The organism is Nocardioides cynanchi (assembly GCF_008761635.1).
GTDB lineage: Bacteria > Actinomycetota > Actinomycetes > Propionibacteriales > Nocardioidaceae > Nocardioides > Nocardioides cynanchi.
This window is the reverse complement of record NZ_CP044344.1, coordinates 2,227,681-2,241,274: the sequence shown is the minus strand read 5'-3', so window position 1 is coordinate 2,241,274 and position 13,594 is coordinate 2,227,681. Positions and strand designations below refer to the sequence as shown.

11 protein-coding genes are annotated in these 13,594 nt (G+C 72.5%); 7 read left to right on the top strand and 4 right to left on the bottom strand.

All coding sequences use genetic code 11. The annotated features are described in order from the left end of the window. Nucleotides 1-12: 12 nt before the first annotated feature. Together E3N83_RS10810 and E3N83_RS10805 are read right to left on the bottom strand one after the other, a co-directional pair. Nucleotides 13-1,437: an MFS transporter gene (locus tag E3N83_RS10810; protein ID WP_202879201.1), complete on the bottom strand. Its 1,425-nt coding sequence runs from the start codon at nucleotides 1,435-1,437 to the stop codon at nucleotides 13-15. Between the two features lie 44 nt (nucleotides 1,438-1,481). Beyond that, a complete protein-coding gene (locus E3N83_RS10805) occupies nucleotides 1,482-2,636 on the bottom strand; it encodes a class I SAM-dependent methyltransferase (RefSeq protein ID WP_151083267.1) in 1,155 nt (384 codons plus the stop codon). A gap of 233 nt (nucleotides 2,637-2,869) precedes the next feature. Between E3N83_RS10805 and groES the strand changes: the two genes are divergently transcribed. The 5 genes from groES to E3N83_RS10780 all read left to right on the top strand — a co-directional run bounded on the left by groES (nucleotide 2,870) and on the right by E3N83_RS10780 (nucleotide 8,605). After that, nucleotides 2,870-3,163, top strand: coding sequence for a co-chaperone GroES (gene groES / locus E3N83_RS10800; RefSeq protein WP_151085154.1), 294 nt, complete (start codon nucleotides 2,870-2,872; stop codon nucleotides 3,161-3,163). Nucleotides 3,164-3,279: 116 nt separating this feature from the next. Beyond that, nucleotides 3,280-4,905: a chaperonin GroEL gene (gene groL / locus E3N83_RS10795; protein ID WP_151083266.1), complete on the top strand. Its 1,626-nt coding sequence runs from the start codon at nucleotides 3,280-3,282 to the stop codon at nucleotides 4,903-4,905. Nucleotides 4,906-5,316: 411 nt separating this feature from the next. Further along, nucleotides 5,317-6,255, top strand: coding sequence for a GNAT family N-acetyltransferase (locus tag E3N83_RS10790; protein WP_151083265.1), 939 nt, complete (start codon nucleotides 5,317-5,319; stop codon nucleotides 6,253-6,255). A gap of 45 nt (nucleotides 6,256-6,300) precedes the next feature. Then, nucleotides 6,301-7,788, top strand: coding sequence for an IMP dehydrogenase (guaB, locus tag E3N83_RS10785; protein ID WP_202879416.1), 1,488 nt, complete (start codon nucleotides 6,301-6,303; stop codon nucleotides 7,786-7,788). A 127-nt stretch (nucleotides 7,789-7,915) separates the two neighbouring features. Continuing rightward, nucleotides 7,916-8,605, top strand: coding sequence for an MOSC domain-containing protein (locus tag E3N83_RS10780; RefSeq protein ID WP_151083264.1), 690 nt, complete (start codon nucleotides 7,916-7,918; stop codon nucleotides 8,603-8,605). Nucleotides 8,606-8,622: 17 nt separating this feature from the next. Here the strand turns inward: E3N83_RS10780 and E3N83_RS10775 are convergent, their stop codons facing one another. Next, nucleotides 8,623-10,461, bottom strand: coding sequence for a CHAP domain-containing protein (locus E3N83_RS10775; protein WP_151083263.1), 1,839 nt, complete (start codon nucleotides 10,459-10,461; stop codon nucleotides 8,623-8,625). A 135-nt stretch (nucleotides 10,462-10,596) separates the two neighbouring features. Between E3N83_RS10775 and E3N83_RS10770 the strand changes: the two genes are divergently transcribed. Together E3N83_RS10770 and E3N83_RS20340 are read left to right on the top strand one after the other, a co-directional pair. Continuing rightward, nucleotides 10,597-11,703 (top strand): GuaB3 family IMP dehydrogenase-related protein, encoded by a 1,107-nt coding sequence (locus E3N83_RS10770; protein ID WP_151083262.1) that lies wholly within the window; start codon nucleotides 10,597-10,599, stop codon nucleotides 11,701-11,703. Nucleotides 11,704-11,906: 203 nt separating this feature from the next. After that, nucleotides 11,907-12,290, top strand: a complete 384-nt coding sequence (locus E3N83_RS20340; protein WP_151083261.1) for a response regulator transcription factor — start codon at nucleotides 11,907-11,909, stop codon at nucleotides 12,288-12,290. Between the two features lie 18 nt (nucleotides 12,291-12,308). Here E3N83_RS20340 and E3N83_RS19800 read toward each other — a convergent pair whose 3' ends face one another. Beyond that, nucleotides 12,309-13,583: a phosphotransferase gene (locus tag E3N83_RS19800; protein WP_202879200.1), complete on the bottom strand. Its 1,275-nt coding sequence runs from the start codon at nucleotides 13,581-13,583 to the stop codon at nucleotides 12,309-12,311. Between the last annotated feature and the right edge of the window lie 11 nt (nucleotides 13,584-13,594).

Below are 13,594 nucleotides of genomic sequence, written 5' to 3'. Positions count from 1 at the left end.
GTCCGGCCGCGGTCAGGCCACCGGTGCCTGCGAGCGCCGGTTGGCCCGCACCAGGTCCCAGACGCCGGCGGTGATGGCCAGGCTGACGAAGCAGATCGCGGCGATCACCGCGTGCCCGAGAGCGCGTGAGTACGACGCGTGGCCGGGGCCGGTGAGGGAGGCGAAGAAGACCGCGCCGATCACGGCCTGGCCGATCGCCAGCCCGATCCGCTGCCCGGTCTGGAGCACGCCGCCGGCGGTGCTGCCCATCGCCGGGTCGACGTCCATCAGGGCCAGTGTCTGGTTCGGCGTGATCAGGGCGCCCTGCCCGCAGCCCATCACGAAGAGCGGCAGCGCCAGCGCCAGCGCCGCGTGCCCGGTCGGCACGTGCGCGGCGACCAGGGCCAGCGCGACCGCTCCGAGGCCGAAGGTGACCGCGCCGCCGACGACGAGAGGCCGACCGACCCGCGTCACCACCCGGCCCGACAGCGGTGCGGACACCGCGCTGCCGACGGCGTACGCCGTGACCCCGAGCGCCGACTGGAGGGCGGTGTAGCCCAGCCCGTCCTGGTAGTAGATCGCCAGCACCAGCGGGAGGCCGGCCATCGCCGGGAAGAACGTGAGCGCCAGGGTGATGCCCGCGACGTACGACGGCCGATGGAACAGGCGCAGGTCGACGAGCGGGTCGGCGTCGGCACGGGTCAGTCGCCGCTCGCGGCGCAGGAACAGCGAGAACAGCACGGCGGCGGGCACGGCCAGCCACGCCAGCCGGGCGTCGTGGTGCGAGTCGTACTCCACGCAGCCGATCAGGACGCTGAACGTCGCCGAGCCGAGCAGCGCGGCACCCAGCAGGTCCAGCCGGTGCCGGACGACGCGGGGCGTGGCGGGCAGGTAGCGGCGCGAGAGCAGCAGCACCACGATCCCGACCGGGATGTTGACGAAGAACACCAGCCGCCAGCCCAGCGTCGGCCCACCGAGCGCGATCAGGGCACCGCCGACCAGCGGCCCGATCGCCGTGCCCAGCCCGACCGTCGTACCGAGGACGCCGAAGGCGCGGCCGCGGTCCGAGCCCCGGAACATCTGCTGGAGCAGTCCGGAGGTCTGGGGGTTGATCAGGCCGCCGAAGAGGCCCTGGACGACCCTCGCCCCGATCAGCACCCCGGCGGTCGGGGCCAGCCCCGACAGGAGCGAGGCGAGGGCGAAGCCGGCCACCCCGACCTGGAACATGCGGCGTCGCCCGTGGTCGTCGCCGAGCTTGCCGCCCAGCACCGGCACCAGGCCGAACGCCAGGATGTAGCCGGAGACGATCCACTGGAGCTCGGCGGTGGACGTCCCGAGGTCGCGTCGGATCGACGGCAGGGCCACGTTGGTCACGCTGACGTCGAGCAACGTCATGAACATCGCGCTGCAGCAGACGGCGAGGGCGATCCAGCGGCCGCGGGCGTCGTCGGCTGTCACCGCTCGATCGTGCCAGAGCGGCTCTGGGCGCTCCGCGGGGCGGGTCAGAAGGGCTCGACGAGCAGGGCCACGCCCTCGCCGGCGGCACGGGTGAGCACGATCGTCGCGGTCCGGTCGCCCCGAAGCGTGAGGCGGGTGCGGAGCTCGTCGGGGGAGACGTCGACGCCGCGCTTCTTGATGGTCAGGGAGCCGATCCCGCGAACGCGCAGCGCAGCCTTGAGCTGCTTCTCGCGGTAGGGCAACCGCTCCAGCACGCGGTAGCCGCGGGCGAACGGCGTACGGAACGAGCCGGGTGCGGTGACGTAGGCGATCTTGCGGTCGACGAGATGGCCGCCGACACCGGCCGCCACCGCGGTCACAAGCCCGGCCCGGATCACGGCGCCGTCCGGCTCGTAGAGGAACTCGGCGACCGGTCCGACGTCGGCGCCCGGGTCGTCCTCGTCGGTCAGCGTGGCCAGGCCGCCGCGCCCGATCACGGTCGCCCGCCTCGCCGTCGTGGAGAGCCGCCCGGACCAGAGCGCGGCCTCCTTGACCTCGCCGCTGTCGCTGACCCACTCGGCCTCGACGCCGGCGGGCACCAGGTCGTGAGGGATGCCGGGAGCGACCTTGACGCAGGACGCCCGCGTCAGCAGGGTCTCCACGAACGACCACGGTGGCGCCCAGTCGTCGACCCGGAAGGTGCGACCGCGCGGCCCGCGGCGGGCCGGATCGGCGTACGCCGTGGCGAAGGGCGAGACGTCGAGTCCGGTGCCGTCGGCGACGCTGACCGCGCCGCCGAGGTCGAGCGCGGCGAGGTTGGCGCGCGCGATCTCCACGCGCAGGGGGTCGAGGTCCACGCCGGCCGTGGTCAGCCCGGCGCGGGCGAACGCGACCAGGTCTCCGCCGATCCCACAGGTCAGGTCGATCACGCTGGTGCCCCCCGCGGCGATCCGCGCGGCCCGGTGCGCGGCCACCGAGGCGCGCGTGGCCTGCTCCAGCCCGTCGCGGGTGAAGTACATCCGGCTGCCGTCGGCCCCGAGCTTGTCGACCGCCCGGCTCCGCAGCTCGACCTGGGTCATCGCCGCCGCGACCTGCTCGGCGGTCGCGGTCTCGCGCAGCCTGGCCTGGACCTGGAGCTCGCTGCCCTCCGCCGAGGCCGCCGCGGCGAGCAGGCCCTGGCCCTCGTCGGTCAGCAGCCACCGGAAGGTCTCGAGGTCCATCCCGGCATCCTCGCAGCCCGGCGGGGACGGGTCCCGGAGGCACCGTCCGGGGACCCCGTTGGCACTCGTTGCCGGTGAGTGCTAGTTTCGGCATTGGCACTCTCGATCCGAGAATGCCAGCGCTTGCCTTGACGGCCGACCCCCGCGACGGCGTCCGTCATCCGCAGGCTCCAACGTCCCCGGGGGTCCGCCCCCGAGTCCGAAACACAGTGGAGAAAGTGGAGGTCGACATCGTGTCGGTCAACATCAAGCCCCTCGAGGACCGGATCGTGGTCAAGCCCCTCGAGGCCGAGCAGACCACGGCATCCGGCCTGGTCATCCCCGACACCGCCAAGGAGAAGCCCCAGGAGGGCGAGGTCCAGGCGATCGGCCCGGGTCGCATCGACGACAACGGCAACCGCGTCCCGCTGGACGTGGCCGTCGGCGACAAGGTCATCTACAGCAAGTACGGCGGCACCGAGGTCAAGTACGGCGGGGACGAGTACCTCATCCTCTCCGCGCGCGACGTCCTCGCTGTCGTCTCCTGATCCACCGGGTCGTGTGTCCGGGGCCGCGCTGACGCGCGCCCTCGGGCACACGACCCGTCTTCGTCGGTGGTCGAGCTGAGTCGACACCACCCAACCGATCCAGAAGGAAGCACCCCATGCCCAAGATCCTGGAGTTCGACGAGAACGCCCGGCGTTCGCTGGAGCGCGGCGTCGACGCGCTCGCCAACGCCGTGAAGGTGACGCTCGGCCCCAAGGGCCGCTACGTCGTGCTCGACAAGAAGTGGGGCGCCCCCACGATCACCAACGACGGTGTCACCGTCGCCCGTGAGGTGGAGCTCGACGACCCGTTCGAGAACCTCGGCGCCCAGCTGACCAAAGAGGTCGCCACCAAGACCAACGACGTCGCCGGTGACGGTACGACGACCGCGACGGTCCTGGCCCAGGCGATGGTCCACGAGGGCCTGCGTGCGGTGGCCGCCGGCGCCAACCCGATGAGCCTCAAGCGCGGCATGGACGCCGCTGCCGAGGCCGTGGGCGACGCGCTGCGCGAGGCTGCCCGCGAGGTCGACTCCAAGGAGGACATGGCGTCGGTCGCCACGATCTCCAGCCGCGACTCGCTGATCGGCGAGCTGCTCGCCGAGTCCTTCGACAAGGTCGGCAAGGACGGCGTGATCACGGTCGAGGAGTCCAACACCATGGGCACCGAGCTGGAGTTCACCGAGGGCATGCAGTTCGACAAGGGCTACATCTCGGCGTACTTCGTCTCCGACCCCGAGCGCATGGAGGCCGTCCTCGACGACCCCTACGTGCTGCTGCACCAGGGCAAGATCTCCGCGATCGCCGACCTGCTCCCGCTGCTGGAGAAGGTCATCGCCGCGGGCAAGCCGCTGTTCATCCTGGCCGAGGACGTCGAGGGCGAGGCGCTGTCGACCCTGGTCGTCAACAAGATCCGCGGCACCTTCAACGCGGTCGCGGTCAAGGCTCCGGCCTTCGGTGACCGCCGCAAGGCGATGATGCAGGACATCGCGACCCTGACCGGTGGCCAGGTCGTCGCTCCCGAGGTCGGCCTCAAGCTCGACCAGGTCGGTCTCGACGTGCTGGGCACCGCCCGCCGCGTCGTGATCACCAAGGACAACACCACGATCATCGACGGCGGCGGCGACACCGCCGAGGTCGAGGGCCGGGTCAACCAGATCAAGGCCGAGATCGAGAACACCGACTCCGACTGGGACCGCGAGAAGCTCCAGGAGCGTCTCGCCAAGCTCGCCGGCGGGGTCTGCGTGATCAAGGTCGGCGCCGCCACCGAGGTGGAGCTGAAGGAGAAGAAGCACCGCATCGAGGACGCCGTCTCCGCGACCCGCGCCGCGATCGAGGAGGGCATCGTCGCCGGCGGTGGCTCGGCCCTGATCCACGCGTCGTCCGTGCTCGACGACTCCCTCGGCCTGACCGGCGACGAGGCGACCGGCGTCCGGATCATCCGCACGGCCGTCGACCAGCCGCTGCGCTGGATCGCCGAGAACGGCGGCGAGAACGGCCACATCATCGTCGCCAAGGTCCGCGAGGGCGGCGCCGGCACCGGCTACAACGCCGCGACCAGCGAGTACGGCGACCTGGTCGCCCAGGGTGTCATCGACCCGGTGAAGGTGACCCGCTCCGCGCTGGTCAACGCCACCTCGATCGCCGCCATGCTGCTGACCACCGAGACCCTGATCGTCGAGAAGCCCGAGGAGCAGGAGCCGGCCGCCGCCGGTGCCGGCCACGGGCACGGCCACGGCCACTGAGTCGGCGCAAACAGGCAGCGCTCACCCGCTGACTCGGCGCAAAGAGGCAGCGCTCAACCGCTGACTCGGCGCAAAGAGGCAGCGCTCAACCGCTGACTCGGCGCAAACAGGCAGTTCTCAACCGCCGACCCGGCACTCCTTCGCCAAGGAGCTGCCGGGTCGGCGGCTTTGTGATGTCTCTGTGTGCCGACTCAGCGTGTTCCCGGTGTCTGTTTGCGCCGACTCGGCGTGTTCCTGGTGTCTGTTTGCGCCGACTCGGCGTGTTCCTGGTGTCTGTTTGCGCCGACTCAGCGTCTTCCCCGTGCCTCTTTGCGCCGACTCGGCGTGCTTGCGTCAGACGTAGCCCAGCGTTAGCACCGGGGAAACACGGGCGACCAGGGAGCGCAACACGAGCCGGGCACAGTGACCCGCATGTTGTGGAAGGTGCGCGCGACCCTGGCCGACCGTCCGGGAGCCCTGGCCGAGCTGGCCCGCAGCTGCGGGGCGGCCGGTGTGAACATCTTGGGCCTGCAGATCTTCCCCGCCCTCGGCAGCGTGACCGACGAGCTGATCCTGCGCAGTCCGGGCGAGTGGACCACCGCCGAGGTCGCCCGGCTCCTCGAGTCGGCCGGTGCCTCGCGGGTCAGCGTCGCCCCGGTGACGGAGGCGGCCCTGGTCGACCAGCCCACCCGGTACGTCGAGGCGGCGCGCACGGTGCTGGACCAGCCGGCCTCGTTCCCCGAGGTGGTGGCGGCGCTCTTCGACGCCGAGCCGGACCGCCCGGCCGACGACCCGCTGGCGGCGCTGCAGGACGTCCTCGAGCTGACCGTCCGCGAGGTCACCGTGCAGATCCGCCGGCTGGCGCCGTTCACCGCCACCGAGCACGCCCGCGCCGGCTCCCTGGCCGACCTGGTCAACGACGTCCTGGTGCGGCACCACCCGGCAGCCGACGGTCTCGGTCACCGCGCCGACGAGTCGGCCACGCCCGAGTTCGGTGAGTACGTCGACGGCGCGCGCGCCACGGTCGACGACCGGGTGATCGGGCACGCGACCCTCGCGCCGGTGCCCGACGAGGACGCGGTCGTCGCGGTGGACCTCGCCGTCGACCCGGCCTGGCGACGCCGCGGGATCGGCACCCGGCTGCTCCGCGACGCCGCCCGCCTGGCGTCGTCGCGTCGTACCGACGCGCTGGTGCTCACCACCCGGTCGGACAACCAGGCGGTGCTCGCGGTCGTCCTGGCCTCGGGCCTGCGCGGCCGGATCCGGATGGCCGGCGAGACCCTGACCGTCCGGATCCCGCTGGGCGGCCTCGCGCCGCGCGCCGCGGAGACGTCGGCCGCGGTGACGGGGGAGACCGCCCGGCCCCGGTAGGATGCGGGAGTGGAGCTGCCCTCGTCCGACGCCGACCTGCCCGAGATGTTCGCCCGGATGGGCCTGACCTACGACGACGTGCTCCTGTTGCCGGGCTACAGCGACCTCGCGCCGTCCGACATCGACACCACCACCCGCCTGACCCGCGAGATCAGCATCAAGGCGCCGTTGGTCAGCGCCGCCATGGACACCGTCACCGAGAGCCGGATGGCGATCGCGATGGCCCGTGAGGGCGGCATCGGCATCCTGCACCGCAACCTCTCGATCGAGGAGCAGGCCTACCAGGTCGACCTGGTCAAGCGCACCCAGACCGGGATCATCTCCAACCCGGTCACGATCGGCCCCGACGCGACCCTGGAGGACCTCGACCGGATCTGCGGTGAGTACCGCGTCTCCGGCCTCCCGGTCGTCGACACCGACAGCCGCCTGCTCGGCATCATCACCAACCGCGACCTGCGCTTCACCCCGGTCGCCGACTGGGCGACCACGAAGGTCGACGAGGTGATGACGCCGATGCCCCTCGTCACCGGGCGGCTCGGCATCACGCGTGAGGAGGCCACCACCCTGCTGCGGCAGCACAAGCGGGAGCGGCTGCCGCTCGTCGACGAGGCGGGCCACCTCGGCGGACTGATCACGGTCAAGGACTTCGTCAAGGGCGAGCAGTTCCCCGACGCGTCGTACGACGGCCACGGGCGGCTGCTGGTCGGCGCCGCGATCGGCTACTTCGGCGACGCCTGGCAGCGGGCCACCACCCTGGTCGACGCCGGTGTGGACGTGCTCGTCGCCGACACCGCCCACGGCCACGTCCGCCTGCTGCTCGAGATGGTGGAGCGGCTCAAGAGCGACCCCGCCACCCGGCACGTCCAGGTGATCGGCGGCAACGTCGCCACCCGCGAGGGCGCCCAGGCGTTCATCGACGCCGGGGTCGATGCCGTGAAGGTCGGGGTCGGCCCCGGCTCCATCTGTACGACGCGCGTGGTCACCGGGGTCGGCGTACCCCAGATCACCGCGGTCCACGAGGCGGCCCTGGCAGCCCGGCCGGTCGGCATCCCGGTGATCGCCGACGGCGGCCTCAAGCACTCCGGCGAGATCGCCAAGGCGATCGTCGCGGGAGCCGAGTCGGTGATGGTCGGCTCGCTCCTCGCCGGCTGCGAGGAGTCCCCGGGCGACCTGGTGTTCGTCAACGGCAAGCAGTTCAAGGCCTACCGCGGCATGGGCTCGCTCGGGGCGATGAGCAGCCGGGGCAAGAAGTCCTACTCCAAGGACCGCTACTTCCAGGCCGAGGTCACCTCCGACGACAAGATCGTCCCCGAGGGCATCGAGGGCCAGGTCGCCTACCGCGGCCCCCTTTCCGCGGTCGCCCACCAGCTGCTCGGCGGTCTCAACCAGTCGATGTTCTACGTCGGCGCCCGCACGGTCGCGGAGCTCCAGGACAAGGGTCGCTTCGTGCGGATCACCCAGGCATCGTTGGCCGAGAGCCACCCGCACGACGTCCAGATGACCGTCGAGGCGCCCAACTACACCGGTCGCTGACCGATGGGGCGGCGCTGGGTCTGCGACACCTGTGGAGCCACCGGTGACGTCCCCGCCGGTGCGGACAGCGACAGCCTGAACTGCCCGATCTGTGGCGAGCCGGTGCTCGGCGACTAGCGTGGGCGACGTGCCCCGCGTCTCGGAGATCCGTCGCTACCCGGTGAAGTCGATGGCCGGCGAGTCGCTCGCCGAGGTCGATCTCGACCGACGTGGGGTGGTGGGCGACCGGTGGTACGCCGTGGTCGACGACGACGGGAGGCTGGCCTCGGGCAAGCACTCCCGCCGCTTCCGTCGCCGCGACGCGGTCTTCGACTTCGCCGCCCGTACGACGAGCGACGGCGTACGCGTGACCGGAGCCGACGGCGAGTGGCCGGCCGGTGACCCGGCTCTGGACGCCGTCCTGACCGGCGCCATGGGCGACCCGGTGCGGGTGCTGCCCGAGGGCGACACTCCCCACCACGACGAGGGCTGGGTCTCGCTGGTCGGCACCGCGACCCTCGACTGGTGCCGTGAGCACTGGGACATCGACGCCGACCCGCGCCGGCTGCGCCCCAACCTCGTGGTCGAGACCAGCGAGCCGTTCGTCGAGGAGACCTGGACGGGCCCCCTGTCGATCGGCTCGACCTCCTTCGTCGTGGTCAAGCGGATCGAGCGCTGCCGGATGGTCGACATCGCCCAGGAGGGGCTGCCGCCCCTGGGCGGCTGGCTGAAGGCCCTCGCCGAGACCCGCGACCAGCGGCTGGCGATCTTCGTCGACGTCGTCGAGCCCGGGACGATCCGCCTCGGCGACGAGGTGCTCCTCGGCGGCGGAGCCTGACAGGCGTCGGGCGGGGCTCAGAGGCCGAACAGCCGCAGCATTGAGAAGCCACCGCCGCGGGCGCTGGACCGGCCGACCCGGAGCGTTCCGATCCTGCGTGAGAGCAGCGCGCCGTCGGAGCCGAGCGCCGCGATCCGGACGCCACCCGAACGCAGGGCCAGCAGTGCCGGGCCGTCCGTCACCGAGACGGCCGGAGCCAGTCGGTGGGCGTGGCCCCAGCGGTCGCGGGTGTCGGCGCCGCGGAGCACCACCCGGCCGGCGGTGTCGACCGCGGCCAGCCACAGTCGCCCGGCACCGTCCGACGCGATCGTCGGGGAGGCGTAGGGCGAGAAACGGCCGCCGAGCTCGGTGGTGGCCTGCCAGCGACCGGCTCCGGGGCCGGGCCGGAGGCCGGTGTGCCGCGAGACCAGTTCGCCGCGCGAGGTGACCGAGGCCAGCCACAGGCGGCCGTCGGCCGCGGTGGTGAGGGCCGGAGTCGACGTCGGCGACCAGGTCCGGCCGTCGACGGCGTGGAAGGTCGTCCACCAGGTGCCCGACGGGTTGCTGTGCCGGGCCAGGAGCGCCCCCTGCCGGGTGACCGCGACCAGCCAGGTCCGTCCCTGGCGGTCGGTGCTCGTGGCCGGAGCGCTCTGCGGTGACCACGAGCCTGGCCGGCCGAGTCGGTGCGGCAGGCTCCACCGTGCGGCGTCGGGCCGGACCGGATGGCGCTCGACCAGCGTGCCCCCGGCGCTCAGGGCGAAGGCGTGGAGCCGGCCGGCTCCGTCGACGACGAGCATCGGGGTCGAGGTCGCGGACCAGCCGCCGTGCCCGAGCGTGCGTAGCCTGCTCCAGCGGGGGTCCGCGGTGGAGGCATGGGTCAGGAGGACCCGTCCGTTGCCGGTGACCCCGGCCAGCCACATCCGGCCGGACTCGTCGGCCACGAGCGACGGGGCCGCGTGCCGCGACCAGGCGCCCGAGGGGCCTACGCGGACGTCGTGCCCCGACGGTCGACGTACGACGAGGTCACCGGCCGCGGTGACGCGGGCGGTCCAGGTGAGCCCGCGCAGGTCGACCGCGGTGGCGGTGGCCCGGGTCGAGCCGAGGTACGGCGCGGGTGCGACGTCGTCGAGGTGCAGGTATCGGAAGGTCGAGGTCGGCACGGTGCGGACGTCGTAGGCGCCGGGCGTGTAGTAGTTGTACTCCTCGACGGTCACGGTGCCGTCGCCGACCGCGGAGACCCAGGCCACGTGGCCGACCCGGCCGTGGTCGGTCTGGGCCACGGCGCCGACCGCGGGCACGTCGTCGACCAGGTAGCCGAGGGCCTGCGCGTTGTCGTCCCAGTGCCGGGCGTCGCCCCACGAGCCGCCCCCGGAGTAGTTCGAGAAGTCGGTCACGCCGTTGGTCTCACGCAGCCGCCAGGCCACGAAGCTCGTGCAGTTGCGCAGCGCGAAGCCCCAGGGGTCGCCGTACGTGCCGTTGTAGATCCAGATGTGCTTCGCGCACTCCCGGGGAGGCGGCGGGGTGGCCGGCGTGGCAGGGGTCGTCGGTCCCGGGGTCGCCGGCCCGCCGGGCGCGTGCGGGGCGTGCGGTCCGTGCGGCGCGTTGCCCGGCGTGGACGGGCCCGACCCCGGGTGACCCGGCTGTCCCGGGTGACCCGGCTGACCGGGCTGTCCCGGGTGGCCTGGCTGACCAGGCTGACCGGGAGGGCCGGGCTTGACCGGCGGCAGCGGCACCAGCGGACACTGGCCCAGGCCCCGGTACGGGTAGTCGTCGCCGGCGTACGACGGAGCCGCCAGGCCGATCACGCCCACCGTGGCCGCCAGCGCCACGGCGCTCGCCAGGAGACGGCTGCGCCGTCGCTGGTGAGGACATGACATGACCGGCTCCGTTCCAAGGTGGGGTACTGAAAACGGTCGCAGAGGAAGCGCCGTCGCGCGGCAGAACGGCGGAACTCGTGGGGCTCGAGTGATGCGATTTCACCCACACTGCAGAGGCGTCGATACCCTGCCTCCGTGAGCGAGATCGAGATCGGCCGCGCCAAGCGCGGACGCCGGGCCTATGCCTTCGACGACATCGCGATCGTCCCGAGCCGGCGGACCCGCGACCCCGAGGAGGTCAGCGTGGCGTGGCAGATCGATGCCTACCGCTTCGAGCTCCCGATCATCGCCGCGCCGATGGACTCGGTGATGTCGCCCGACACCGCGATCGCCCTGGGCCGCTACGGCGGCCTCGGTGTGCTGAATCTCGAGGGCCTCTGGACGCGGTACGACGACCCGAGCGACCTGCTCGCCGAGATCGCCGAGCTCGACGGCGTACCCGCCGTCCGCCGGATGCAGGAGATGTACGCCGAGCCGATCAAGGCCCAGCTGATCACCCAGCGGCTCCAGCAGATGAGGGAGGCCGGGGTGACGGTGGCCGGCTCGCTCAGCCCGCAGCGCACCAAGGAGTTCGCGAAGGCCGTGGTCGACGCGGGCGTGGACATGTTCGTGATCCGCGGCACCACGGTCAGCGCCGAGCACGTCAGCGCCCAGGCCGAGCCGCTGAACCTCAAGGAGTTCATCTACGAGCTCGACGTCCCCGTGATCGTCGGTGGCTGCGCGACCTACCAGGCGGCGCTGCACCTGATGCGCACCGGTGCCGCCGGTGTCCTGGTCGGGTTCGGCGGGGGAGCGGCCCACACCACCCGCACGGTGCTGGGGGTGAGCGTGCCGATGGCCAGTGCGGTCGCGGACGTCGCCGGCGCCCGCCGGGACTACCTCGACGAGTCGGGCGGCCGCTACGTCCATGTGATCGCCGACGGCTCGATCGGCCGCAGCGGCGACATCGCCAAGGCGATCGCCTGCGGCGCCGACGCGGTGATGATCGGCTCGCCGTTCGCCCGGGCCAGCGACGCCCCGGGGCAGGGCTTCCACTGGGGAGCCGAGGCCGTGCACGCGGACCTGCCGCGCGGCGAGCGCGTGGAGATCGGCACCGTCGGCACCCTGGCCGAGATCCTCTTCGGGCCGTCGCGGGTCGCCGACGGCACGATGAACCTCGTCGGCGCCCTCAAGCGGGCCATGGCCACCACCGGCTACACCGAGCTCAAGGAGTTCCAGCGGATCGAGGTCGTCGTCTCCTGACCCACGTCGTGCCCGAATTACCTGATGCGTCCGGGGAGGACCCGGTGCAAGATGGAGCGACCGGTCACGTACGTAGCGCGCCGATGCACCCTCTTGGGTGATGTGCGGAGCGTCGCGCGTGTCCGATCTTGCACAGGAGCGCGCTCGGGCCGTGATCACGGACGCTCGGTGACCGCACGCGACTCACAGGGGGACACAGGGACATGACCATGATCGCCGCGCCACCGGCGCTGCACCGCAACCGCTGGGGCGATCGCACCCAGCTCACCTTGCACCTCGACGACCTCGCCGTCGAGGGCCTGATGTCGGCCCTCGGCCGCACCGCTCGCCGGACCGACCGTCCCGGCGACCAGCACCCGGGCCCCCGTGCCCTGCCCGACGAGCTGAAGCTGCTCACCAAGCGCGAGCTGGTCGTGCTCCGGGCGATGGCCACCGGGGCCAGCAACGCCGAGATCGCCGCCGAGCTCTACGTCTCGGTGGCCACGGTGAAGACGCATGTGGCGCGGGTGCTGGCCAAGCTCGGCCTGCGCGACCGCGTCCAGGCGGTCGTCTTCGCCTACGAGTCCCGGCTCGTCGTACCCCGCTGACCGGCCGCCCGGCAGCGCTCAGCCGGCGCCGATCCGCTCGAGGATGCCCGCGAGGCCGGACTCGACGTACTCCTTGCCGCCGGCGGACTGGCCCCACAGCACCTCGTACCACGGGCCGAGCCGGTGCCACGCCAGGGCCCGGGACAGCTCCTCGTCGGTGACGGCGTACGCCGTGGCGACGGCCTCGGCGAACGGCTCGGGCGAGCCGTAGAGCGCCCACGCGAGGTCCAGGGCCGGATCGCCGAGCCGGGCGTCGGTCCAGTCGATCACGCCGGTGAGCACGCCGTCCTGCGACAGCAGGTGCGCCGGGCCGAGGTCGCCGTGCACGAGCGTGACCGGTGTGCGGGCGGCGACCTGGCCGAGCAGCGCGCGGCCGGCCTCCTGGTGCTCCTCGGGCAGGAGCGGCAGCACCCGGTGCAGCAGCTTGTCGAGGGTGGCCATCAGCTCGGCCCGGGCCTTGAGGTCGTCGTCCACCCCGGCCGTGGCGTACACCTCGCGGGGGAGGTCGTGCAGGGCCCGGAGGAACTCACCCATCCGGGTCCCGTCGGCGGCGGTCAGCTCCACCTCGGTGGCCGGCTCGCCGGGGACGAGCAGGTGCCGGACCCGGAGCGGGTGCTCGTCCAGCACCTCGGGCAGCGGCACGCTGAGCGGGAGCAGTGGGGCGATCGCCGGCAGCAGCCGGGTCTCGGCACGCAGGGGGGCGGCGACGTCGCGGAAGCGCGGCTGCCGGTCGATCCACCTGCCCTCGACGATGGTGGCGAGGGAGTCCCAGCCCTGGCTGGGCTCGCTGCGCTCGGCGGCGCGCTCGCGCAGCCAGTCGCCGAACAGCTCTACCGTGTCGGGCATGAACGCGAGGTCGGGGTCCTCCATCAGGGGGAGCAGGCGCTCGATGCTGATCCAGGTGCCGTAGGCGATCTCAGAGGCCTGCGGGGTCACCACGCCGTCGCAGCTGGTGACGTAGCGGAAGGCGCGGTACGACGTGTGCTCGTCGGCGTAGTCCGCCTCGCCCAGCGACACCAGCTCACCCTCGATGCCGAGCTCCTCCAGCAGCTCGCGCCGGGCGCCGTCGAGAGGATCCTCCTCGTAGAGCACGACCCCGCCCGCGGTGAAGTCCCAGCGGCCGGGGTAGACGTCCTTGGTGTTGGTGCGACGGTGCACGTAGACCCGGCCCAGGCGGTCGCGGACGACCACGCCGGTGGCGGCGTGACGCAGGTTTTCCGCGCGCATCACCGACCGAGGGGCACTTCCCGCGGGACGTCCCCCATCGTCGTAGAGCGCGACGATCTCGTCCACGGTCCCATCAA

Bases quoted from the DNA above. Each gene is read 5' to 3' on its own strand.
- E3N83_RS10775 (WP_151083263.1), bottom strand. From the start codon at position 10,461: ATGTCATGTCCTCACCAGCGACGGCGCAGCCGTCTCCTGGCGAGCGCC.
- E3N83_RS20340 (WP_151083261.1), top strand. From the start codon at position 11,907: ATGACCATGATCGCCGCGCCACCGGCGCTGCACCGCAACCGCTGGGGC.
- groL (WP_151083266.1), top strand. From the start codon at position 3,280: ATGCCCAAGATCCTGGAGTTCGACGAGAACGCCCGGCGTTCGCTGGAG.
- guaB (WP_202879416.1), top strand. From the start codon at position 6,301: ATGTTCGCCCGGATGGGCCTGACCTACGACGACGTGCTCCTGTTGCCG.
- E3N83_RS10805 (WP_151083267.1), bottom strand. From the start codon at position 2,636: ATGGACCTCGAGACCTTCCGGTGGCTGCTGACCGACGAGGGCCAGGGC.
- E3N83_RS10790 (WP_151083265.1), top strand. From the start codon at position 5,317: ATGTTGTGGAAGGTGCGCGCGACCCTGGCCGACCGTCCGGGAGCCCTG.